The sequence below is a fragment of the Bradyrhizobium sp. UBA2491 genome (assembly GCF_002341725.1).
In the GTDB taxonomy this organism is placed as follows: domain Bacteria; phylum Pseudomonadota; class Alphaproteobacteria; order Rhizobiales; family Xanthobacteraceae; genus Bradyrhizobium.
On record NZ_DDOP01000088.1, the window covers coordinates 87,237 to 108,755 of the forward strand.

Below are 21,519 nucleotides of genomic sequence, written 5' to 3' on the forward strand. Positions count from 1 at the left end.
TCACACCCACAACATCCCGAATAGCGGGCAGACTTCGCCTTGTCCACCGAACTGGCCATCCGGTCAGACCACCGTCCGATGCCGCGCGATGCAGATCCCGAGCACCTCATCCAGCGGCCTGCTCCACCAGTCATTCGAGAAGATCTCGATCTCCGAATAGCCGGCGAAGCCCTGTGCCTCGACCATCGCACGCACCGATCTGATATCGATGACGCCGTCACCCATCATGCCGCGGTCGTTGAGGATGTCCTTGGTCGGCACCAGCCAGTCGCAGACATGGAACGCGAGCAGGCGATCCTTGCCGGCGCGCGCGATCTGGCCCATCAGCTCCGGGTCCCACCAGATGTGATAGACGTCGAGCGCAACGCCGATCGCGCCGGTGCGGCCGGGATCGAGCGCGTCGCAGATGTCGAGCGCGTGCTTCGTGGTGTTCACGCAGGCGCGGTCGGCGGCGTAGGCCGGATGCAGCGGCTCGATCGCGAGCGGCAATTTTGCCTGCTTCGCGTAGTCGAGCAGCTCGGCGATGCCGTCATGCACCTGATTGCGGGCTGCGGCGATGTCCTTCGAGGGGGTGCTGCCCGGCCGGGAATAGTGCGGCAGGCCGCCGACCACAAGCACGATGCAGGAGGCACCGAGCGCAACGGCCTCGTCGACGGCGCGGCGGTTGTCGTCGCGCGCCTCGCCACGATGTGCGTCGTCGGCCGTGAACATGCCGCCGCGGCAATAGCCGGAGAGATCGAGCCCGGCGTCCTTGACCGCGCGCACGGCACGGTCGAGGCCGACGGCCGCGACCTGGTCGCGCCAGGGATCGATGGCGCGGATGCCGTGACGGGCGCAGGCCTCGATGATGGCTGTGAGATCACCCTGCTTGCGGACGGTCGCCGTATTCAGCGACAGCCAACGGTGATCATTGGAGAAGTCGCGCATCAGGCTTCGATGCCACGCGTGGCCAGGATCGTCGTCATCCGGCGCGTCGCGGCTTCCGGATTGGCGAGCAGTCCCGCCTGGTCGGCGAGCCGGAACAGTTCGGCGAGATGCAGGGTCGAGCGCGTGCTCTCCTGTCCGCCGACCATCGTGAAATGATCCTGGTGGCCGTTGAGATAGGCCATGAGCACGATGCCGGTCTTGTAGAACCTGGTCGGTGCCTTGAAGATGTGGCGCGACAGCGGCACCGTCGGGCCGAGCACATCATGGAATCCGGCCTCGTCGCCCGCCGCCAGCCGCGACAGCGCATAGGAGGCCGCGGGCGCGATCGCATCGAATATGCCGAGCAGCGCGTGCGAAAATCCCTGGTCGTCGCCGGCGATCAGTTCGGCGTAGTTGAAGTCGTCGCCGGTATACATCTTGACCCGCGGGTCGAGCCGCCGCCGCATATCGATCTCGCGCTGCTTGTCGAGCAGCGAGACCTTGACGCCGTCGACCTTGGCGGCGTTGGCGTTGATGATCGCAACCGCCGTATCCATCGCCTTGTCGAGATCGGCGGTGCCCCAATAGCCCGACAGCGCCGGATCAAACATGTCGCCGAGCCAGTGGATGATCACGGGCTCGCGGACCTGCGACAGCACCCGGTCATAGACCTTGGCATAATCGTCCGCGGTCTTGCCGAGCTTGGCCAGCGCGCGCGAGGCCATCAGGATGATGCGGCCGCCGGCCTTCTCCACGGCCGCGACCTGCTGCTCATAGGCACGAATGACGCCGTCGATCGACCTTGCGTCTTCCACCGCCAGATGATCGGTGCCGGCACCGGAGAACACCAACGCATTGTCCCTGGCTTTCGCCGCCTTCACCGAGCGTTGGATCAGTTCCAACGACGTCGCCCAGTCCAGCCCCATGCCGCGCTGCGCGGTGTCCATCGCCTCGGCGACGCCGAGGCCGAGGTCCCAGATGTGCTCGCGGAACGCGATCGTCCTGTCCCAGTCGATCGCGGCCGTCAGCCAGGGATCGACGTCGGCGCGGGGATCGGCGACCACGTGGGCAGCCGAGAACGCGACACGGTTCAGCGAGCCGTCGAGCTTCGCCGGAAAGGTCCGCGACGCCGCCAGGCGATAAGTCTCGAGAGCGCCATCGGCGGTCGGCAGCTTCAAGGACAGGGACGACATCGGGAGGACTGGCTTGTTCATGACATCGGTCCTTCTCAGACGACGATCGGGGCGACGTCGATCCAGCGCCGCTCCTTCCAGCTCTTCAGCGCGCATTCGGCAAGCTGCACGCCCTTGGCGCCTTCGAGCAGGGTGTATTTATACGGCGCATCCTCGCAGACATGGCGGATGAACATCTCCCACTGCTTCTTGAAGCCGTTGTCGTAGACGACGTTCTCCGGGAGCTTCTGCCAGTCGGCATAGAAATCGTGCATGCGCTTCTCGTCGGGATTCCACACCGGCCGCGGCGTCGCCTGGCGCGCCTGGATCATGCAGTCGGTCAGGCCCGCAACGGCCGAGCCATGGGTGCCATCGACCTGGAAGGTGACGAGGTCGTCGCGGTAGACCCGCGTCACCCAGCTCATGTTGATATGCGCGATCACGCCACCCTTCAGCCTGAAGGTGGCGTAGGCGGAATCGTCGGCGGTCGCCTGGTATTTCTTGCCCTTCTCGTCATAACGCTCGGGGATATCGGTGTTGCCGATGCAGACCACGCTCTCGACCTCGCCGAACAGATTGTCGAGCACGTAGCGCCAGTGGCAGACCATATCCAGAATGATGCCGCCGCCGTCCTCGGCGCGGTAGTTCCATGACGGCCGCTGCGCTTCCTGCCAGCCGCCCTCGAACACCCAGTAGCCGAACTCGCCGCGCACCGAGAGCATGCGGCCGAAGAAGCCGGAGTCGCGCAGGAAGGCGAGCTTCTTCAGGCCGGGCAGGAACAATTTGTCCTGCACCGTGCCGTGCTTGAGACCCTTGGCATTGGCGAGCTTCACGACCGCCACGGCTTCTTCCAGATTGGTCGCGATCGGCTTCTCGCAATAGACATGCTTGCCGGCATTGATCGCCTTGGTCAGCAGCGAGGGCCGCGCCTGCGTCGTCGCGGCATCGAAGAACACGGTGTCGTCCTTGTCGGCCAGCGCGCGATCGAGATCGGTGGTGTGCCGCTCGATGTTGTAGCGCTTGGCGAGGCCGGCGACCTTCTCGGCATCGCGGCCGACCAGGATCGGATCCGGCATGATGCGGTCGCCGTTCGACAACAGCACGCCGCTCTGCTCGCGGATCGCGACGATCGAGCGGATCAGATGCTGGTTGAGTCCCATCCGGCCTGTGATTCCGTTCATGATCAGGCCGAGGCGTTTGGTCGTCATCCTGTCTGCTCCTGCGAAACGCGTGGTGTTGGCCGCTTGAGCGGCTGCATGGTGGACCAGTCCGGATGGACCGAACTGGCGAAGCCCGAGGCGGCGGCGATCGATCCGGTCAGCAGATCGCCGTCATGGATCGCGAGGCGGACCTTGCCGCCGGCGCGCATGTAGAGGTCGGGATGCGCGGCGAGGAAGGCGTCAGCCTCGTCTGGCGGGGTATCGGCAAAGCCGTCGACATAGTGGTGTCCGTTGCGCTCGGCATGGGTGACGCCGATCAGAATCAATGCGCCGAGCGCGAGGTCCTGCTGCACCGCCAAGCCGGACTGACAGGTGAGGTCTTCACAGCAGATGATGCATTCCGCACCGTCATCGTTCCACCTCGCGATGCGCGTCATGTTGATGATTGATTTGTAGAGACCCTTGCAGGACTTCGACGAGATGCCGCTATAGCCGAGCGCCCGCGCGGCCAGCAGGGCGTCGTAGCTGTCGTCGGCTTCGTCGATGATGAAGTCACGCCTGCGGAGCGCGCCGAGGGATGTCTGCCATGTCACGTCGCGCGGCATCGGCTGTTCGATATAGTTCAATCTCCCCACGATCGGGGTCAGCGCCGGGTCGCGCTCGAGACGTTCGACGAGCGCGCTGAGCCCGGCGATATCCGCATACTGTTCGTTCGCATCCAGCGTGACGTGGTATGCATATGGCAGCGAAGCGAGCTCCTTGCCGATGCGGATCAGTCGCGCTGCGTCGTGCTCCACATCGCCGTTGAGCTTGAGCTTGAACCAGCGCGCGCCGCTATTTTCCCTGGAGTCGGCGACGCCGCCCTCGCCATCGATCTTGTCATCGAGGCCGACGGTATGACGGATCGGAATCCGATGGTTGCGGTATTCGTTGGCCAGAACGAGGACCTTCGCGACATCATCGTCCCGCAGGTCGGGAGATAACCTCGCGTCGATACCTGCAATGTTTGCCGCCATGCCATCGAAGAAGTTGGTACCGACACAGCGCAGCAGCGCGTCGAGAATGGCCTTGTCGATCTCAGCCGGGCCGAAAATCGCGGCAAGCGGAGGAATGTCCAGTTTCGCGCAAGCCTCGACTTGGGTACCGATGCAAGCAGCGTGCAGGCCGAACGCGGTATCAAAACCCCGGCTCGCCAGATAGAGCTCGCGTGCGATGGCAAGCGAGCGGCGCAGGTCGTCAACCGTCTGGTCCGGCGTCAGATGCGGCCGCTTGTCGAACCATTTCGGCGCCAGCATCTCGGCGCTGGCGCCGGTGGCGCGGCCCTTGCCTTCCACCTCGATCTCGACCTGCACAAAGACCTGCCTCGCGGCGTTGACCGTCACGGCGCCGAAACGGAACGGCCGGGCGAAGGGCAGCGGCCGTTCGAAGAAGGCAATATCTTTGACTTTGAGGCGATGCGGCATCGTCGGCTCGGTTCAGTCCAGCGATCCCTGGGTGAAGAAATGCTTGCGGATGCGCTGCACCAGTTCGGTGAAGACGGGATCGGACATCGTCTCGAGCGAGCGCGGCCGCGGCATCGGCACGTCATAGATCGCAGCGATCGCGCCGGGACGCTCGGTCATCACGAGCACGCGGTCGGCGAGGAACACGGCTTCGGGAATCGAGTGCGTGATCAGGAGCACCGTCTTGCCGGTCTCGCGCTGGATCCGCATCAGCTCGACATTCATCCGCTCCCGCGTCATGGCGTCGAGCGCGCCAAACGGCTCGTCCATCAACATGATCTTGGGATCGTGCACCAGTGCCCGGCAAATCGAGGCGCGCTGCTGCATGCCGCCGGAGAGCTGCCAGGGTAGCTTCTTCTCGAAACCTTCGAGCCCCACCAATTTCAACAACGCCTTGGCGCGATCGAGATATTTGTCGCGGGCGAGCCGCTTCATGTCGATCGGCAGCATCACGTTGGAGAGGATGTTGCGCCACGGCAGCAGCAAGGCATTCTGGAACACGATGCCGACATTGCCGTGCGGCTTCGTCACCGGCTCGCCGTCGACCAGCACCTCGCCTGATGTCGGCGGCAGCAGGCCCGAGATCATTTTCAGCAGTGTCGACTTGCCGCAGCCGGACGGCCCGACCACGACGAAGAATTCGCCGTCGTTGATGGTGAAGTCGAGCGGCCGCAGCGACGGCACATCGCCGTCACGCGACCGGTAGGTCTTCGACACGCCCGACAGCCTGATGCCCGGCGCGGTGCCGGTCGCGCGGTCCGACACCAGGCGCAGATGCGCGGCGGGCTGCTCGGCAGCACTCCTGATCGCCGATTTCATGGCTTACGAATTACCCTTCGGCAGATAGTCGTTGGTGTAGAACGCCTTCGGATTGGCCTTCGCCTTGGCGTCGAGGCCGCCATATTCGACCATCAGATCGACCGACTCGGTCATGTTCTGGTCGGTGACCTGGAACGGCCGCTTGTCCTTGGTCTCCGGCGTGCGATAGAGCGGGATCGTCAATTCGAAGCCCTGGGTCAGCGTGTCGATCTTGCCGCCCTTCGGATTGGCGTCGAGGATCGACTGCGCCGCCGCTTTCGGGTCCTTCTCCGCGGCCTCCACCGCCTTGGTCGTCGCCGACATAAAGCGGCGGACCAAATCTGCGTTGGCCTTCACATAATCCGAGTTCGCGATGATGCCCGACGAGACCATGTTGATGCCGTAGTCGGCGAACTTGATCGGATAGACGTCCTTGCCGGTGGCGTCCTTGATCTTCATCGACTGGTCCATGACATAGCCGAGCAGCAGATCGGCCTGGCCGTTGATGACGGCGTTGAGCTTGGTCTGGCCGTCGCCGGCGACGGTATGGAAGTCGCTTTCCTTCAGGCCGGTCTTCTTCAGGAACAGCGGCCAGATCTGCGTCATCGAATCCGCCGGCGTGATCGCGACCGTCTTGCCCTTGATGTCCTCCGGCTTCCTGATGTTCTTGTCGACGAAGCCCATGGCCGACATCGGACTGGTCTGCAACAGCACACCGGTGGCGATCACGGGCGCGCCCTTCACCGCCGCGCGCATCATCGTGGGCACGTCGACATAGCCGAAATCCGCGGTCTTGGCGGCCACCGCCTGTGTGGTCGCAGCCGAGCCGCGGCCTTCCTGGATCTCGAGGTCGATGCCCTCGGCGGCGTAGATGCCCTTGGCCTTGCCGTAATAGAACGGCGCGTGCTCGCCATAGACGTACCAGTTCAGCATCAGCACGACCTTGTCGGCCGCGGATGCCGGTGCCACTGCCAGCGCGCTCCAGACCAATGCGGTGCCCACGACCGCAATCAAACGCTTCATGGTTGTTCTCCCTCGATGATCCGGCCCTTGTGTGGACCGCTTGTTCGGTTGCTGCGCTAGGAAGCGAAGCTGATGTCGTCGCGCTGGCTGACGTGCCAGGGGATCACCAGCCGCTCGATGCGGTCGACGATCCAGAACAGGATGACGCCGAGCAGCGCCAGGATCACCAGCGCGGCGAACATCGTCGGCAGGTCGAAGGTGCCGATCGAACGCTGCATCACATAGCCGATGCCGGAATTGGAGCCGACGAACTCGCCGACCACGGCACCGACCACCGCGAGCGTCACCGAGACCTTCAGGCCGGAGAAGATCGCGGGCATCGCGTGCGGCAGGTTGACCGCGCAGAACACCTTGAAGCGGCTGCCCTGCATCGCGCGCGCCAGATCGACCATGTCGGGATCGACCGACTTGAAGCCCTGCACCGCCGAGACCACGACGGGGAAGAAGCCGAGCAGGAACGCCGAGATCACCTTGGGAATGATGCCGAAGCCGAACCACACCACGAACAACGGCGCGATCGCGATCTTCGGCACCGATTGGGAGAACACCAGCAGCGGATAGACGTAGCTCTCGACCGTCTTCGAGCCCGCGATCAGCATGGCAACGGGAATGCCGAACAGCGCCGACAGCAGGAAACCGCAAAGCGTCGCGTAGGTGGTCGGCCAGGACTGCCGCAGCAGCTCCGGCCAGTCGCTCCACAGCACCGCGACGACGTCGCCGGGCGACGGGATCTGATAGGCCGGGATGTGGAACAGGCGGATCGAGAGGTCCCAGGCGGCCACGATGACCACCAGGAACAGGAACGGGCGCAGCCACGCCGCGTTCAGCACCTTCGACAGGCCCGAAGGGCTCTTTGCCTCCGCCACGTCCCCACTCCCTTGCAGTCTCTCTCGTTCGGTCAGAAATTAACCCGTTGGATAATTACTGTCCAGCCCCCGGCACGCGACGAAATCGCGCTGGAATCCCCTACTTTCGTCAGACGAGATTTTATGGATACGGGCCGCGGACGATACCGCAGGCCGTCACACCACGCGGTGTTCCGCGGCGTGCCGCACCGGCATCGCGCCGAACGCGGCGGTGGACTTGCCGGTCAGCGCCGCCAGCACCAGCGCGATCATGTGCTCGAGACGCTCGTCGCGGGCGTCCTTCTTGAGCAGGTCGCGGCCGAAGATCACGCTGAGCGTGGCGCTGTTGGAGAGATAGAAGAACGCAAGCCCCGCGATCGAGATATAGAGCTGCACCGGATCGACCGTGACGCGGAAATCGCCGCTCTCGACGCCGCGCGTCACCACCGTTCGAATCATCTCGACAAAGGGCGAGTGCATCGACTTGACCTTGGTCGAGCGCTTCAGGTGCTTTGCCTTGGCGAGGTTTTCCGTGTTCAGCAATGCCAGGAACTCGGGATTGCGCAGGAAATAGTTCCAGGTGAAGTCGATCAAACGCCCGATCGCTTCAGGAGGATCGAGATGCTCGAGATCGAGCGTGCGCTCCTCGGCGCGAATCTTCTCATAGGCGCCTTCCAGCACCTCGAGATAGAGATCCTCCTTGTTGCCGACATGGTAGTACAGCATGCGCTTGTTGGCGCCGGCATTGGCCGCAATGCGATCGACCCGCGCGCCCGCAAGGCCATGGGCGGCGAATTCCTGCTTGGCCGCCTCGAGAATCCGCAGCCGCATCCCTTCCGGGTCGCGCTGCCATCTCTGTATTCGCTTTGCCTTGGCCAAATCGATCGCCCGGTGATGCTGGATCAATCAACCTAGCATGACGCGCGACGTTTGAGAACGAATGTTGTCGCGATGGTGGCGCGGGAATATTTCTCGCGGTGTCCCTTCGTCATTCCGAGGCTCGTGAAGCGAGAACCCGGAATCCATCGAACCGAACGTACGTTGGATGAATGGATTCCGGGCTCGCGCCAAGAGGCGCACCCCGGAATGACGAGATCCCACGCACGCTGCCGGGAAGACGCGCAGCCGAAGCGCGGCCTAGTCTGGCTTCCCCTGAGAGGGCTGCACCAGAAGCGTCGGCACACCGCACGTGCCGTTGCGCACCGTCATCACACGCGTGCCGGGCTTGCGGCCGGTACGAATCTCCGAGACGTCGACGCCGGCGGCAACCAGCCGCGCATGCGTGGCATCGATGTCGGCGACGCGCCAGCAGATGCCGCGCAGCCGGTCCGGGGCGTCGGCCTCTGATTTGCCCGGCCGGTGCGTGACCTCGACGACGAGATCGCCGCAGCGGAAGAACATCAGCCGCCCCCAATCGGGATGCGAGCGGTCCAGCGCCATGTCGAGCCCAAGCCGCGCGCCATAGAGCGCCGCCGCACGCTCCGGGTCGGCGGTCGCGACCACCACATGATCCATCGCGGTGATCGAAGCCGGCGTGGTGCGCACCGACAGCGGCCGCTCCTGATCCCGCTCCAAGAAGAACATGCGCACGCCGCGCGTCGCCTCGGTCGCAGCGCGGGTGCGCTTCCACGACAGCGTGGCGCCGCTCGCCTCGTCGCGGCTCTCGACCTCGGCAACCGGCTCGGGCTTCAGCGTCAGCCGCTCGAGCCTACGATGCGTCCTGGCGATGTCGCTGGTGCGGAAGCAGAGGCTCGCAAGCCCTTCGCCCTGGGTGGCGAGCGCGCCGCGGACGCGTTGCGCGGCGTCCTCATCACCGCGCGGCGCCATCAATTCCAGCGTGGTGTTGTCGAGCGTGAACAGCACGCGGTTCGCGCCGTCGCCGCTGTTGCGCCAGGCCGGCGCCCGCGCGAACAGCGTCTCGTAGGCGGCGCTGGCGGCCGCGATGTCGCTGGTCAGGACGACGACATGATCGAGACCTGTAATCATGGTTGCGGCCTCCCCGAATCTGCCGTCATTGTGCTCCTCCCTTGCGCATCCCGGAACCACGGGCTGCGCGCGGCCGTTATGCCGAATGCCAGAACGGTCCTCGATCTGCTCGCCCGCCCCATCTGTACCCGCAAACCAGGCAAGGTTGCGAATATTTTCAGCGATGTCGGCCGACCAGCAGTGCTAGTCTGGTCACCGGCCGGGACCACACCAAGCGACGACGGAAAGCGAATGCAGGCTCTCTTCATCGGACAGACCTATATCGACGTCACCTTCATCACGGATCACATGCCGGTCGGCGACGAAAAGCACGTCGCGGACGCCTATGCCGTGTCGTTCGGCGGCAACGCGGTGACCGCGGCGTTCTGCTGCGCCAAGCTCGGCATCGAGCCGGACCTGATCGCCACCATGGCCAATGACTGGCTGGGGCGGATGTTCTGGGACATGGCCGACAGGTACGGCATCTCGTTCCATCCGCGCAAGGTCAACTCCTCCTCGCTGTCCTTCATCATGCCCCATGACGGCAAGCGTGCCATCGTGCGCTGCCGCGACGACCAGCACATCCATCCGTTTCCGCTGCTGAACATCGATGGCTGCCGCGCGCTGCACATCGACGGCCACCAGCCGGACGCTGCGATCCATTACGCGAAGCTGTGCCGCGAGGCCGGCATCCTGACCTCGCTCGACGGCGGCGGCCTGCGCACCAACACCCACGAGTTGCTCGCCTTCATCGACATTGCGATCGTCGCCGAGCGGCTGTGCGAGCAGATGGACAAGACGCCAGAGCAGATGCTCGACTATCTCAAGAGCCGCGGCTGCAAGGTCGGCGGCGTCACCATGGGCGAGCGTGGCCTGCTCTGGTACGACGAGGCCGGCGCGGTGCGAACCTTGCCGGCATTCCCGATCCCGCGCGAGCGGGTGATCGACACCAACGGCGCGGGCGATGTCTTCCACGGCGCCTACATCTATTCTTACCTCGCAAATCCGAGCAAGGGCTGGCATGAGCACTTCAAGTTCGCGCGCGCGGCGTCGACCTTCAAGATCCAGAAGCTCGGCAACGAGGCCGGCCTGCCGACGCTCGCCGATATCGCGGCGGTCAAGCAGGAGTTTCGTGCCGACGCCTGAGTGGGGCTAGCCATGGGCCGCGTCTTCGTCGCCGGCAGCATCAACATGGACGTGGTGGCGACCGCGGAGCGCCATCCGCGGGTCGGCGAAACCGTGGCCGGCCAGGCCGTGCTGTATTTTCCCGGCGGCAAGGGCGCCAACCAGGCGGTCGCCTCGGCCAAGCTCGGCATTCCGACCACGTTGATCGGGCGGCTCGGCACCGACGCATTCGGCAGGGAGCTGCGAGCATTCCTTGCCGCGCAGGGCGTCGATCTCGCCTTCGTCAAGGACACGGACGGTGCGCATTCCGGGACGGCGATCATCACGCTTGCCCATGCCGACAACACGATCGTCGTGATGCCGGGTGCCAACGGACTGGTCGATGCCGACGACGTCGCGGCCCCCGCGCTTGCGAAGGGCGACGTCGCGGTCAGCCAGTTCGAGATTCCGCTGCCGACCATCGCCGCGTTCTTCAGACGTGCCCGCGCGGCCGGCGTCACCACGATCCTCAATCCGGCGCCGGCGAAACAGGCCGACAAGACGCTGCTGGATCTGGTCGATATCCTGATCCTCAACGAGACCGAGCTCGGCCTCCTCGCTGGAACGGAGCTCAGCGACCACGATACCGCCTCCCGCTTTGCCGAAGCGGCGCGAACCATGGGGCAAGGCAAGATCGTCTGCGTCACGCTCGGCAAGCGCGGCGTTCTGGCGCTGGTCGAGGGCCAGCCGCTGCTGGTGCCGGGACGCGAGGTCAAGGCCGTCGACACCACAGGCGCCGGCGATTGCTTCGTCGGCGCCCTCGCCTCGCAGCTCGCGATCGGCAGACCGCTCGGCGACGCCCTGGCCTACGCCAACGCCGCCGCCTCGATCTGCGTGCAACGGATGGGGGCTGCGCCGTCGATGCCGACGGCGGATGAGGTGAACGCCGTTCTTTCCACGAGTCGTCCCGGCGCAGGCCGGGACCCATAACCACGAATGGTCATTGTTGAGGGACGCTGGAACGACGAGTCGTTTGCACAACGTCCGCCGCGGCGTATGGGTCCCGGCCTGCGCCGGGACGACGCTTGTTTGCGTTTACGTCAGCGCGCTCTTCAAATCAAAGCTCGCATCCGCGGCCTGCTCCGGCGTGATCGAGCCGCCGGCGCCAAGCAGCCTGCGTCCGAACATGTGATCGCCGGCGCGATTCACCGACTCGATGCCGAGCAGCCTGTCGCCGCGATAGCAGAACGCCGAGAATGCCCCCTGGGCGCGGTCGCCGCGCACGACGACGCGGTCGTAGCCGGTGGTGAGACCCGCCATCTGCAGCTTGTCGGGCCCCTGGTCGCTCCAGAACCACGGCAGGCCGTCATAGACCTCGGTCTTGCCGGTCAGCCGCGCCGCGACACAGCGCGCGTGGTCGGTCGCGTTCTGCACCGATTCCAGCCGCAGCGATCCGCCGAAGCGCTTGCTGGTGTAGAGCGCGCAATCGCCGATTGCGGAGACGTTGGGATCGGCGGTCAAGAGATGCTCGTCGACGATGATGCCGGATGCGACCGGAAGGCCGGCCTCTGCGGCCAGCTCGACATTCGGCAGCACGCCGACGCCGACCACGACGAGATCGGCCGGGATATGCGTGCCGTTGCTCAGGCTGACGCCGGTGACACTGGCGCCATCGGCCTCGATCGCCGTGACCTGCACGCCGAGATGAATCCGGATGCCGGCCGCGGCGTGACGCGCCTGCGAGAACTCGGAAATCTCCGCGGTCACCGCGCGCGCCATCACGCGGGAAGCGAGCTCGACCACATCGACCTCGAGGCCTTTCGCTCGCGCGGTAGCGGCGAATTCGAGCCCGATGAAGCCCGCGCCGATCACCACGACCCGCATGCCGGGTGCGATCAATTCGCGCAGCGCCTGGCTCTCGTCGAGGATGCGCAGATAGCGCACTGCGTCCAGCCTGGCGTTGGGAATATCGAGCAGCCGGTTGCGCGCACCGGTCGCGAACACCAGATGGCCGTAGTCGAGCGACGCGCCGGAGGCGAGTGCCACTTTCCGCGCATCGCGGTCGACCGCGTGCGCCCGGTCGGTGATCAGCTCGATCTTGTTGTCGTGGTAGAATTTCTCGGGCCGGAACATCAGGGTCTCGGGCCCGCCGGTGCCTTTCAGATAGGCCTTCGACAGCGGCGGCCGCTGATACGGCAAATGGCCTTCGTCATTGAGCAGGGCGATGCGCTCAGCGAAGCCGGCCTGGCGGAGCGACGCCGCGAGCTGAAAGCCGGCATGTCCGGCGCCGACGATGATGACCGAGCCTGTCATCGGAACAACCCAAATTCGCGCGAGCAGGAGTGACCCATGCTGTTTCCTCTTGTCGATGTTAGCTTGCTTGCCCCGTCCCCACAGCGCTCGTGTCTGCGTACCGAAGGCGCGGGCCATTTGGCCTCATGGCTCGCGCGGACGCAAGGGGGTCCCCGGCAAATCTGGGTACCCCACAACCGCCTATGGCGGCGCGCCGGATTGCCACGGCTCCCGCCAAGGCCTTAAATGCCCGGAACCAACAAGCCCAAGGTCCTCAAAATGCCAGATCCCGCCTCCCCCAACGATCCCGCCTTGCTCCGTATCGACGGCGCCGTCGCGACCATCACGCTGAACCGGCCGGCCGCGTTCAATGCGATCGATCTGACGATCGCCAGGAAGCTCGAGCAGCTCAGTGCCGAGATCGAAGCCAACAAGGATGTCCGCGTGCTGGTGATCGAGGGCGAAGGCCGCGCCTTCTGCGCCGGCGGCGATCTGCAGACCATCGGCGCCGCCGCCGAAGCCAACAACATCGCCCCCGTGGTCGGCGAGATGCTGCATCACTACCACGCCTTCATCGAGACGGTGCGGCGGATGCCCAAGATCGTGCTGTCCAGCGTGCATGGGTCGGCGGCCGGCGCCGGCATGGGCCTCGCCTTCGTGACCGATCTGTGTATCGCCGCGGACGATGCCCGCTTCACGCCTGCTTATGCCAAGATCGGCGTCTCGCCGGATGGCGGCAGCACGGTCGGCATCGTGGGCACGGTCGGCACCCGTCGCGCGTTGCAGATTTTCCTTGCCGAGGATGGCTTCACCGCGCAGCAAGCCTATGAATGGGGGCTGGTCGTCAAGACCGTCCCCGCGACTGAGCTGAAGGCGGCCACAAGGCAACTCGCCGAGCGGCTGGCGAAAAATCCGCCCGCCGCGATCGCGGCGACCAAATCACTGGTCTATCAGGCGGCCACCACGCCGACCAAGCAGCAGCTCGATGCCGAGGAACACAAGATCATCACGACCATGCATACCGACGATTTCCGCGTCGCCGTGAAGAAGTTCACCAGCAAGTCGAAGTGACCGCGTGGCATTTCCTTCGCGCTCGTTCCTGTGCCTGCGGCACGGGACCACCGACTGGAATCGGGAGGGCCGCTTTCAGGGCCTGACCGACAATGCCCTGAACGCGGACGGCATCGCCGAGGCACATGCCGCGGCGCGCCGATTGGCCGGCGTCGCGGTTGCAGCGATCGTTGCAAGCCCGCTGCGCCGCGCCGTCCAGACCGCGGAGGTCGTGGCGGCGACGCTGTCCAAGGACATCAGCATCGATGCCGGCATCATCGAGTGCGATTTCGGCAGCCTCGAGGGCCAATCGATCCGCGAGGCCATGCAACAGCATGGCATCACCGCGATGGAGGACATCACCACGATCCTCCCTGCCGATGGCGAGCCGTGGCCCGCGGTGTCCGAGCGCGCGCTACGTTGCGTGGCGGCATGGCAGCAGCGGCATCCGCGCGCCGACATCTTGTTCGTCTGCCATGACGGCGTGATGCAGGCGATGGCCGAGGTGTTGTGCGGCGGCTTCTTCGAGAACCACCACGAGACGCCATTCCGCTACGCGCGGAACGGCAATGGCTGGAAGCTGGAGCAGATCGGCTAGTTCGGGCAGATGTAGCCGGTGCCGCCCGGCGCCTTGAAGCAGCCGACAGACTCCGGGATCACCTGCTTGGGCAGCCACAGCACGACCTTCGGAAAATAGATCGTGAAGCAGATCGTGATCAGGAACACGACGTAGATCGGCAACGCCGCCCGCAGCGCTTTGGCGAAGCTGACGCCGACGAATTTCGAGGCCATCAACAGCACCAACCCGTAAGGCGGCGTGATCAGGCCGAAGGCAAGCGTCGCGATCAGCACCACGCCCATATGCACGCCGTTGATATCGCCGGCCTGGGTCAGCGCGTTGACCAGCGGCATGAAGATGATGATGGTCGGGACCGGCTCGATGAAGTCGCCGACCACGGTGAACAGCAACACCATCAAGAGCATGATGAGGTGGGGATCGTTGCCGGCGATCGAGGTGATCCAGTCGGCGATGTAGATCGCGCCGCGCAGGTAAGCGAGCATCCAGCCGAATGCATTCGCCGCCCCGATCGTGATCAGCGGCAGCGAGAAGATCAGGCCGGCCAGGCAGAAATCGTATGGGATCTTCCTCAGGTGTCCGCGGTTCAGCGCCGGGATCACCACGATGATGATGTAGGCGACCGCGACCACGCCGGCCTCGGTCGGGGTGAACCAGCCGGTCAGGATGCCGCCGAGCAGGATCACCGGGATCATCAGCGGCAGCGCGGCGTCGCCGGCGGCGAACGCGACCTGGCGCAGCGGCGCGCGCGGCTTGCGCAGGCCTGAAGGCCCGAAGAAATAGCAATAGATCATCAGCCCGAAGCCGATCATCAGCCCGGGCACCACGCCCGCCATGAACAGGCCGGCGATCGAGACATTGCCGACCGCGCCATAGACCACCGCCGTGATGCTCGGCGGCACCAGCGCCGCGATGGTCGAGGCGGAGGCGATGATCGCGGCGATGAAGGCCGGCTCATAGCCTTCCCGCTTCATCGGCCCGCCGAGCGCCCGGCTCATGACGGCGACGTCGGCGGTGGTCGAGCCCGACATCTCCGAGAAGAACATGCTGAAGACGACCACGACCTGCGACAGCCCGCCCCTGATATGCCCGACCAGCGAGACCGACAGGTTGGCGATGCGGACCACGACATTGGCCGAGCTCATCAGCTCGCCGACCAGCAGGAAGAACGGGATCGCAAGCAGCGCCTCGGAATCGACGCCGTCGAAGATCTTCTGGATGATCGCCGCCAGCGAGACATCCGACAGCAGCGCGCCGACGAAGACGCCGGCCATCAGCGAGAACGGCACCGGCACGCCGAGATAACCGAAGAACAGGAAGCAGAACGACATCAGCGCAAGCACGACCGGTGCGCTCACGGCTGCGCTCCCGTGTTGACCACCGGAATCGCGAGGTCGTCGGGCGGCTCGGGATGATCGAAGCCGTTACGGATGCCGTTGACGAGCTGCTCGATCGTGAACAGGCCGATCAGGAGGCCGGACAGCGGGATCACCACATAGAGCGAGGCGATCGGCGTACCCGACGGCAGCCGGAAGCTACCGAAGCCGCGCAAATAGTTCAGATAGCCGTACCAGACCAGGCAGAAGGCGACGCCGAGCACCACCAGGCGGATCACGATTTCGATGACCAGCCGCGACCGGCCGTGCATCGCCTCCGAGATCGCGGTGAGATAGAGATGATCGTTGCGCCTGGTCGCGGCCGCGGCACCGATGAAGATCGCATAGATGAACAGCGTCGAGGTCACTTCCTGGAGCCACAGCCAGGGATGCCCGATGGTGCGGGTGACGATGTCGGCGGTCACCGAGAGCGAGAAGCCGAAGCACAACAGCCCGCACAGCATCATCAGGATCAGTTCGAGCCGGTCGAGCGCCCGCCACTTCAGATGCCGCTGCCGTTGCAGCACCAGTCTGTCGGCGATGGCCATGGCGCGCTCCCCGTCGACCCGGGCTCTAATTGATCGCGCGGATCAGGTTCTTGATCTTCTCCGCATGCGGGCCGAGATCCTTGGCCAGCTTGTCGAGATAGGGATCGGCGATCGCGGTGAAGCTTTTCTTGTCGACGTCCTCGACCACCTTGACGCCGAACGATTTCAGCTTGGTGAGAGCGCTCCGCTCCAGCTCGAACGCTTTTTGCGGCTCCTTGGCGCTGACCTCGTTGGCGGCGGCCTGCACCCAGCCCTTCTGCTCGGCGGAGAGGCTCTGCCATAGCTTGTCGGAGACGAACAGCAGCGCGTTGTTGGCCTCGTGCTCGGTGATCGAGAGCACCGGCGCGACCTCGTAATGCTTGTTGACGAGATAGACGTTGATGCTGTTCTCGGCGGCGTCGACCACCCCGGTTTGCAGCGAGGTGTAGACGCTGCCGAACGGCATGTGCACGGTCTGTGCGCCATAGGCCGGGAACATGGTGTCCTCGGTCGCGGTCGCCTGCACGCGCACCTTCACGCCCTTGAGGTCGCCGACATTGTGGATCTCCTTCTTGCTGTAGATATGCCGTACGCCTTGCGAGCCGGTACCGATCACATGGAGGCCCTGCGCGGTGTCGTCGATCATCGTCTTGATGGCGTCGAACACCTGCGGATCGGCCAGCGCCTTGATCACATGGGCATCGTTGCGGAACAGGAAGTGCAGCGACATCACGCCGGCCTGCGGCGAGATCGTCGCGGTGTTGGCGGAGGAGATGATGGCGAACTCGATATCGCCCGACTTCACGAGTTGCAGCAATTGCGGCTCCTGGCCGAGCTGCGCGCCGGGATATTGATCGACGATCATCGTCCCCTTGCTCAATTCCTTGAGCTTGTCGGCGAACAGATCACCGGCGACCGAATAGCCGGTGTTGCGCGGCTGGTCGTAGGCGAAGCGGAAGTGCTTGACCTCCTGCGCGCCGACGCTCGACGGCAGCAGCAGCGCTGCCGCGGCCATGGCGATCCCGACGATCTTGGCTGAAGTGCCCATCGCGACGCTCCCCCGGTTTTTGATTGACGCGATCATCCCACCAGTCCCGCGGGATTGTCAATAAAACAGGAGAATTCAGCGACCACTGTGCGATATCTTGGGGCGCGCGGCAGGAATTATCGACAATTCCGCCGCTACGCGGACGACGCCCGTTACTTTCCCTTGGCGCGCATGAAATCGAAATCGCAGCCCTCGTCGGCTTGCAGGATGGTCTCGTTGAAGAGATGCGCGTAACCGCGCTTGGCCCAGTCCGGCGTGCCGGCCGGTGCAAGCGCCGCGCGCCTCTTCTGCAACTCGGCCTCGTCGACCAAGAGATCGATGCTGCGCTTGGCGACGTCGAGCCGGATCATGTCGCCGTTCCGCACCAGGCCGAGCGGGCCGCCGACGGCGGACTCCGGCGTGATGTGCAGCACGATGGTGCCAAACGCGGTGCCGCTCATCCGCGCATCGGAGATCCGGACCATGTCCTTCACACCTGTGCGGGCGAGTTTCTTCGGGATCGGCAGGTAACCCGCCTCCGGCATGCCAGGTGCGCCCTTCGGGCCGGCATTCCGCAGCACCAGCACGTCGTCGGCGGTGACGTCGAGCGCGGGATCGTCGACCCGCAGCGTCATGTCCTCGACCGACTCGAACACCACGGCACGGCCGGTGTGCTGCAACAGCTTCGGGCTCGCCGCCGACTGCTTGATCACGGCGCCGCGCGGCGCGAGATTGCCGTGCAGGATCGCCATCGCACCTTCGGACTTGATCGGGTTGGCCTTGGAGCGGATCGCATCCTGCCCCGGCACGTCCTCGGCGTTGGCGACGACCTCGCGCAAGGTCTGACCGGTGATGGTCCTGGCGTCCAAGTCGATGAGTTCGCCGAGTTGTGCCATCAGCTTCGGCACGCCGCCGGCATGATGGAAGTGCTCCATGTAGTGCTCGCCGGACGGCTTGAGGTCGACCAGCACGGGGACCTCGCGGCCGAGCTTGTCGAACGCCGCGAGGTCGATCTTGTGCGGCGAACGGTTGGCGATCGCGGTGAGGTGGATCAGCCCGTTGGTCGAGCCGCCGATCGCCTGCATCACGACCTGCGCATTGCGGAACGAAGCCGACGTCAGGATCTCGCTCGGCTTCGGCCCCTTGGTCTTCGCCATCTCGGCGGCAACGCGGCCGCTGGCCTCGGCGGAGCGGAAGCGTTCGGCATGTGGCGCCGGGATCGTCGCGCTCATCGGCAGCGACAGGCCCAGCGCCTCGGTGATGCAGGCCATGGTGGAGGCGGTGCCCATCACCATGCACGTGCCCACGGAAGGCGCAAGGCGCCCGTTGACCGCCTCGATCTCGGTGTCGTCGATCTCGCCGGCGCGATACTTGCCCCACAGCCGGCGGCAATCGGTGCAGGCGCCGAGCACCTCGCCCTTGTGATGGCCGACCACCATCGGGCCGACCGGAATCACGACCGTCGGCAGATCGGCGCTGATCGCCGCCATGATCTGTGCCGGCAGGGTCTTGTCGCAGCCGCCTATCACGATCACCGCATCCATCGGCTGGGCGCGGATCATCTCCTCGGTATCCATCGCCATCAGATTGCGCAGATACATCGAGGTCGGATGCGCGAAGCTCTCGGCGATCGAGATGGTCGGGAACACGAACGGCATCGCGCCAGACAGCATCACGCCGCGCTTCACCGCTTCGATGATCTGCGGCACGTTGCCGTGGCAGGGGTTGTAGTCACTGTAGGTGTTGGTGATGCCGACGATCGGGCGATTGAGCGCGTCGTCCGAATAGCCCATCGCCTTGATGAAGGCCTTGCGCAGGAACAGCGAGAAGCCGGCGTCACCATAGCTGGTCAGTCCTTTGCGAAGTCCGTCGGCCATTTTCTTCTCATCCCGTGGTTATCAGGCGGCACTTAAGGAGCGGCGGGAATTATTGTCAATATGAGATAATCTGGCGGCAACGAGCGGCTGCCCTGCGGCAGAATCGCCCCCATTATTGACAATAGCCAGGGCGTCATGTTGACCTCAGGGCATCGCCCCCCGAAGCCGAGAGCCCATGAAAGCCGAGCCCATCCCGTCCGAACTCCAGACCCCCTCGCGCGAGGAAGAACAGGCGGAAGTGATCCGCCGGCTGGAAGAGGACGTCATCTTTGGCCGCTTTGCGCCGGGCCTACGGCTGGTCGAGGATACGCTGATGCAGCGCTACGGCGCGAGCCGGCATTTCGTCCGCCAAGCGCTGTTCCAGCTCGAGCGCCAGGGCATCGTGCTGCGCGAGAAGAATGTCGGCGCCACGGTGCGGTTCTATTCGGCCGAGGAAGTGCGCCAGATCTACGAGGTGCGCGAGATGCTGACGCGCCAGGCCGCGCTGATGATCGCCCTGCCCGCACCGGAAAGCCTGATCGACCAATTGAGCGAGCTGCAACGGCATTACTGCGTCAAGGCCGACGCGCAGGACATGCGCGGCATTCACGAGACCAACGATGCATTCCACCTCGCGCTGTTCTCCGCCTGCGGCAATCCCTACCTGGTCCGATCGCTACAGGACTACATGAACCTGACGCTGCCGATGCGCGCCAAGAACCTCGCCGACAGCGAGGGCCTCGCGCTGTCGCGCCGCCAGCACGAACTGATGATCGAGCTCCTGAAGGGTCGCGACAGCTGGGCGCTGGCGCAGCTCTGCGTCGATCACATGCAGTACAGCAAGGCGGATTATCTGGTCCGCATCTCCAACGACAAAAAGCCGCAATAGCGCGATACCCGGCCTCCTCGTGAAGGAGACGGCGATGCGCTATGTGGCTGTGTTGATTGGATCGCTTGCTGCCCAGCTCGCGCTGAGCGGAATTGCCAAGGCGGCGGACCCGCGCGCGACCGAGCTCAGCTACGAGCCCTGGGCCAAGACTTGTCTCACCGAGGCGAGCTGCTTCGTCGCGGCCGCCGCGCGCGGTAAGTGCGCGCCGTCGGGCGGCACCATCAGCATCTCGCCGCAGAGCAGCACCCGCGCGCTGCTGACCGCGAATGTCGGAACGCGGACCATGCTGGAAGGCACGATCAGCCTCCGCATCGACCAGGAAGAGCCGATGCAGATCGGCAGGACTCACTGCTACACGCTCGGTTGCGGCGGCACGCTGGAGGCCAATGCCGAGTTGATCCAGCGGCTGAAGCATGCGCAGGCGATCGCGGTGGAAGCGAAGAACCTGACCGGACAGAAGATCAGCCTCAGCTTCCCGCTCGCCCACTTTTCCGAGACCTATGACGGGCCCGGAAGCCCGCCCAAGGCGTCCGGGCGAAACTCCAACGAGCCGCAGCGCGAGCACACCGAGGCCGTGAAGCAGCTGCCGCAATGCGACGATTGATCACTTCTTCCAGTCGATCACCCTGCTCTCGTCACCGTCGAACTCCATGCTGCAGAACGCGCCGCCCTGGTAGTAGTCGCCGACTGGATCGGGCGGCAGCTTGGCCTGCTCGGCCATCGCATGCTCGCGGAAGTCTTCGCCACGGCCGGCCGGGCGATAGCCGAGATCGTAGGCGCGGTGATTGTCCCACCATGAGCGCTCATTGTAGGACGCGCCGTACAGCACCTCGAAATGGATGTCGGGATGCTCGAGGCCGATGCGGCAGAGTTGCACCAGGTCTTCCGGCTTCAGCCAGATCGACAGCCTGCGGTGATCGAGCGGCGCCTCGCCGAAATTGCCGATCCGGATGCACGTCACCTTGATGCCGTGCTTGTCGGCATAGAGCGCACCGACCCCTTCGCCGAACACCTTGCTGACCCCATAGCGGCTGTCCGGCCGCGCCGTGACGTCGGTGCCGATACGGTGATGCCGCGGGTAGAAGCCGACCGCATGGTTGGACGAGGCGAAGATCACGCGCTTGACGCCCTGCTTGCGCGCCGCCTCGAACAGATTGTAGCAGCCGATGATGTTGGATTGCAGGATCGCATCCCAGGGTCCCTCGACCGAATAGCCGCCGAAATGCAGGATGCCGTCGACGCCCTCGCAGATCGCCTCGACCGCCGCGAGATCGGCGAGATCGGCCGCCTTGAATTTTTCGTGTCCGCCGAGATCGGATGGCGGCTTGATGTCGCTGAGCAGGAGATCCGGATAGATCGGCGGCAGCAGCTTGCGCAGGCTCGTTCCAATTCCACCCGATGCGCCGGTCATCAATATGCGTGGCATGCCGTCCCTCGTCTTTCCTGATTG

21 protein-coding genes are annotated in these 21,519 nt (G+C 64.9%); 6 read left to right on the forward strand and 15 right to left on the reverse strand.

The genetic code is table 11. From position 1 onward, the window contains the following. Nucleotides 1–63 precede the first annotated feature (63 nt). The 9 genes from B2W55_RS29850 to B2W55_RS29890 all read right to left on the reverse strand — a co-directional run bounded on the left by B2W55_RS29850 (nucleotide 64) and on the right by B2W55_RS29890 (nucleotide 9,392). Nucleotides 64–927: a sugar phosphate isomerase/epimerase family protein gene (locus B2W55_RS29850; protein WP_024579292.1), complete on the reverse strand. Its 864-nt coding sequence runs from the start codon at nucleotides 925–927 to the stop codon at nucleotides 64–66. Next, nucleotides 927–2,120, reverse strand: a complete 1,194-nt coding sequence (locus B2W55_RS29855) for a dihydrodipicolinate synthase family protein (RefSeq protein ID WP_024579291.1) — start codon at nucleotides 2,118–2,120, stop codon at nucleotides 927–929. Before B2W55_RS29855 ends, B2W55_RS29850 begins: the two co-directional genes overlap by 1 nt. 14 nt (nucleotides 2,121–2,134) lie before the next feature. Beyond that, a complete protein-coding gene (locus B2W55_RS29860; RefSeq protein WP_024579290.1) occupies nucleotides 2,135–3,286 on the reverse strand; it encodes a Gfo/Idh/MocA family protein in 1,152 nt (383 codons plus the stop codon). Further along, a complete protein-coding gene (locus B2W55_RS29865; RefSeq protein ID WP_024579289.1) occupies nucleotides 3,283–4,701 on the reverse strand; it encodes a hypothetical protein in 1,419 nt (472 codons plus the stop codon). Before B2W55_RS29865 ends, B2W55_RS29860 begins: the two co-directional genes overlap by 4 nt. Nucleotides 4,702–4,713: 12 nt before the next feature. Next, nucleotides 4,714–5,559 carry an ABC transporter ATP-binding protein gene (locus tag B2W55_RS29870; RefSeq protein ID WP_024579288.1) on the reverse strand — a complete coding sequence of 282 codons (846 nt, stop codon included), beginning with the start codon at nucleotides 5,557–5,559 and terminating at the stop codon, nucleotides 4,714–4,716. Between the two features lie 3 nt (nucleotides 5,560–5,562). Further along, nucleotides 5,563–6,561: an ABC transporter substrate-binding protein gene (locus B2W55_RS29875; protein ID WP_024579287.1), complete on the reverse strand. Its 999-nt coding sequence runs from the start codon at nucleotides 6,559–6,561 to the stop codon at nucleotides 5,563–5,565. Nucleotides 6,562–6,617: 56 nt separating this feature from the next. Next, on the reverse strand, nucleotides 6,618–7,427 hold the full coding sequence (locus tag B2W55_RS29880) for an ABC transporter permease (protein ID WP_024579286.1): 810 nt from the start codon (nucleotides 7,425–7,427) through the stop codon (nucleotides 6,618–6,620). A 156-nt stretch (nucleotides 7,428–7,583) separates the two neighbouring features. Beyond that, complete coding sequence (locus B2W55_RS29885; RefSeq protein WP_024579285.1) at nucleotides 7,584–8,237, reverse strand: TetR/AcrR family transcriptional regulator; 654 nt, start codon at nucleotides 8,235–8,237, stop codon at nucleotides 7,584–7,586. Nucleotides 8,238–8,543: 306 nt separating this feature from the next. Then, nucleotides 8,544–9,392: a VOC family protein gene (locus B2W55_RS29890; RefSeq protein WP_024579284.1), complete on the reverse strand. Its 849-nt coding sequence runs from the start codon at nucleotides 9,390–9,392 to the stop codon at nucleotides 8,544–8,546. Between the two features lie 231 nt (nucleotides 9,393–9,623). Between B2W55_RS29890 and B2W55_RS29895 the strand changes: the two genes are divergently transcribed. After that, the gene (locus tag B2W55_RS29895) at nucleotides 9,624–10,517 is read left to right on the forward strand and encodes a sugar kinase (protein ID WP_024579283.1); all 894 of its coding nucleotides are present in this window, start codon (nucleotides 9,624–9,626) and stop codon (nucleotides 10,515–10,517) included. Nucleotides 10,518–10,529: 12 nt separating this feature from the next. Further along, a complete protein-coding gene (gene rbsK, locus B2W55_RS29900; RefSeq protein ID WP_024579282.1) occupies nucleotides 10,530–11,465 on the forward strand; it encodes a ribokinase in 936 nt (311 codons plus the stop codon). A 105-nt stretch (nucleotides 11,466–11,570) separates the two neighbouring features. Here rbsK and B2W55_RS29905 read toward each other — a convergent pair whose 3' ends face one another. Then, nucleotides 11,571–12,788: an NAD(P)/FAD-dependent oxidoreductase gene (locus tag B2W55_RS29905; protein WP_024579281.1), complete on the reverse strand. Its 1,218-nt coding sequence runs from the start codon at nucleotides 12,786–12,788 to the stop codon at nucleotides 11,571–11,573. A gap of 258 nt (nucleotides 12,789–13,046) precedes the next feature. Here B2W55_RS29905 and B2W55_RS29910 point away from each other — a divergent pair, with 258 nt between their 5' ends. Together B2W55_RS29910 and B2W55_RS29915 are read left to right on the forward strand one after the other, a co-directional pair. Continuing rightward, the gene (locus B2W55_RS29910; protein ID WP_024579280.1) at nucleotides 13,047–13,838 is read left to right on the forward strand and encodes an enoyl-CoA hydratase/isomerase family protein; all 792 of its coding nucleotides are present in this window, start codon (nucleotides 13,047–13,049) and stop codon (nucleotides 13,836–13,838) included. 4 nt (nucleotides 13,839–13,842) lie between these two features. Beyond that, on the forward strand, nucleotides 13,843–14,415 hold the full coding sequence (locus B2W55_RS29915) for a histidine phosphatase family protein (protein ID WP_024579279.1): 573 nt from the start codon (nucleotides 13,843–13,845) through the stop codon (nucleotides 14,413–14,415). Here B2W55_RS29915 and B2W55_RS29920 read toward each other — a convergent pair. The 4 genes from B2W55_RS29920 to B2W55_RS29935 all read right to left on the reverse strand — a co-directional run bounded on the left by B2W55_RS29920 (nucleotide 14,412) and on the right by B2W55_RS29935 (nucleotide 19,201). Continuing rightward, nucleotides 14,412–15,752 (reverse strand): TRAP transporter large permease, encoded by a 1,341-nt coding sequence (locus tag B2W55_RS29920; RefSeq protein WP_024579278.1) that lies wholly within the window; start codon nucleotides 15,750–15,752, stop codon nucleotides 14,412–14,414. The two genes, B2W55_RS29915 and B2W55_RS29920, sit on opposite strands and share 4 nt — an antisense overlap. Then, the gene (locus B2W55_RS29925; protein ID WP_024579277.1) at nucleotides 15,749–16,318 is read right to left on the reverse strand and encodes a TRAP transporter small permease; all 570 of its coding nucleotides are present in this window, start codon (nucleotides 16,316–16,318) and stop codon (nucleotides 15,749–15,751) included. The genes B2W55_RS29920 and B2W55_RS29925 overlap by 4 nt, the downstream gene beginning before the upstream one ends. Before the next feature lie 25 nt (nucleotides 16,319–16,343). Continuing rightward, a complete protein-coding gene (locus B2W55_RS29930) occupies nucleotides 16,344–17,345 on the reverse strand; it encodes a TRAP transporter substrate-binding protein (RefSeq protein ID WP_024579276.1) in 1,002 nt (333 codons plus the stop codon). Between the two features lie 152 nt (nucleotides 17,346–17,497). Further along, the gene (locus B2W55_RS29935; RefSeq protein WP_024579275.1) at nucleotides 17,498–19,201 is read right to left on the reverse strand and encodes an IlvD/Edd family dehydratase; all 1,704 of its coding nucleotides are present in this window, start codon (nucleotides 19,199–19,201) and stop codon (nucleotides 17,498–17,500) included. A gap of 175 nt (nucleotides 19,202–19,376) precedes the next feature. On the opposite strand from B2W55_RS29935, the gene B2W55_RS29940 reads away from it, so the two are divergent. Then, nucleotides 19,377–20,069 carry a GntR family transcriptional regulator gene (locus B2W55_RS29940; RefSeq protein ID WP_024579274.1) on the forward strand — a complete coding sequence of 231 codons (693 nt, stop codon included), beginning with the start codon at nucleotides 19,377–19,379 and terminating at the stop codon, nucleotides 20,067–20,069. Between the two features lie 34 nt (nucleotides 20,070–20,103). Then, complete coding sequence (locus B2W55_RS29945; protein ID WP_145987187.1) at nucleotides 20,104–20,673, forward strand: invasion associated locus B family protein; 570 nt, start codon at nucleotides 20,104–20,106, stop codon at nucleotides 20,671–20,673. Here B2W55_RS29945 and B2W55_RS29950 read toward each other — a convergent pair whose 3' ends face one another. Beyond that, nucleotides 20,674–21,495 (reverse strand): NAD-dependent epimerase/dehydratase family protein, encoded by an 822-nt coding sequence (locus B2W55_RS29950; RefSeq protein ID WP_024579272.1) that lies wholly within the window; start codon nucleotides 21,493–21,495, stop codon nucleotides 20,674–20,676. Nucleotides 21,496–21,519 lie beyond the last annotated feature (24 nt).

Excerpts from the sequence above, each read along its gene's own strand:
- B2W55_RS29850 (WP_024579292.1), bottom strand. The coding sequence starts at position 927 with ATGCGCGACTTCTCCAATGATCACCGTTGGCTGTCGCTGAATACGGCG.
- B2W55_RS29855 (WP_024579291.1), bottom strand. The coding sequence starts at position 2,120 with ATGAACAAGCCAGTCCTCCCGATGTCGTCCCTGTCCTTGAAGCTGCCG.
- B2W55_RS29860 (WP_024579290.1), bottom strand. The coding sequence starts at position 3,286 with ATGACGACCAAACGCCTCGGCCTGATCATGAACGGAATCACAGGCCGG.
- B2W55_RS29865 (WP_024579289.1), bottom strand. The coding sequence starts at position 4,701 with ATGCCGCATCGCCTCAAAGTCAAAGATATTGCCTTCTTCGAACGGCCG.
- B2W55_RS29870 (WP_024579288.1), bottom strand. The coding sequence starts at position 5,559 with ATGAAATCGGCGATCAGGAGTGCTGCCGAGCAGCCCGCCGCGCATCTG.
- B2W55_RS29875 (WP_024579287.1), bottom strand. The coding sequence starts at position 6,561 with ATGAAGCGTTTGATTGCGGTCGTGGGCACCGCATTGGTCTGGAGCGCG.
- B2W55_RS29885 (WP_024579285.1), bottom strand. The coding sequence starts at position 8,237 with ATGCGGCTGCGGATTCTCGAGGCGGCCAAGCAGGAATTCGCCGCCCAT.
- B2W55_RS29890 (WP_024579284.1), bottom strand. The coding sequence starts at position 9,392 with ATGATTACAGGTCTCGATCATGTCGTCGTCCTGACCAGCGACATCGCG.
- B2W55_RS29895 (WP_024579283.1), top strand. The coding sequence starts at position 9,624 with ATGCAGGCTCTCTTCATCGGACAGACCTATATCGACGTCACCTTCATC.
- rbsK (WP_024579282.1), top strand. The coding sequence starts at position 10,530 with ATGGGCCGCGTCTTCGTCGCCGGCAGCATCAACATGGACGTGGTGGCG.
- B2W55_RS29905 (WP_024579281.1), bottom strand. The coding sequence starts at position 12,788 with ATGACAGGCTCGGTCATCATCGTCGGCGCCGGACATGCCGGCTTTCAG.
- B2W55_RS29910 (WP_024579280.1), top strand. The coding sequence starts at position 13,047 with ATGCCAGATCCCGCCTCCCCCAACGATCCCGCCTTGCTCCGTATCGAC.
- B2W55_RS29925 (WP_024579277.1), bottom strand. The coding sequence starts at position 16,318 with ATGGCCATCGCCGACAGACTGGTGCTGCAACGGCAGCGGCATCTGAAG.
- B2W55_RS29930 (WP_024579276.1), bottom strand. The coding sequence starts at position 17,345 with ATGGGCACTTCAGCCAAGATCGTCGGGATCGCCATGGCCGCGGCAGCG.
- B2W55_RS29935 (WP_024579275.1), bottom strand. The coding sequence starts at position 19,201 with ATGGCCGACGGACTTCGCAAAGGACTGACCAGCTATGGTGACGCCGGC.
- B2W55_RS29940 (WP_024579274.1), top strand. The coding sequence starts at position 19,377 with ATGAAAGCCGAGCCCATCCCGTCCGAACTCCAGACCCCCTCGCGCGAG.
- B2W55_RS29945 (WP_145987187.1), top strand. The coding sequence starts at position 20,104 with ATGCGCTATGTGGCTGTGTTGATTGGATCGCTTGCTGCCCAGCTCGCG.
- B2W55_RS29950 (WP_024579272.1), bottom strand. The coding sequence starts at position 21,495 with ATGCCACGCATATTGATGACCGGCGCATCGGGTGGAATTGGAACGAGC.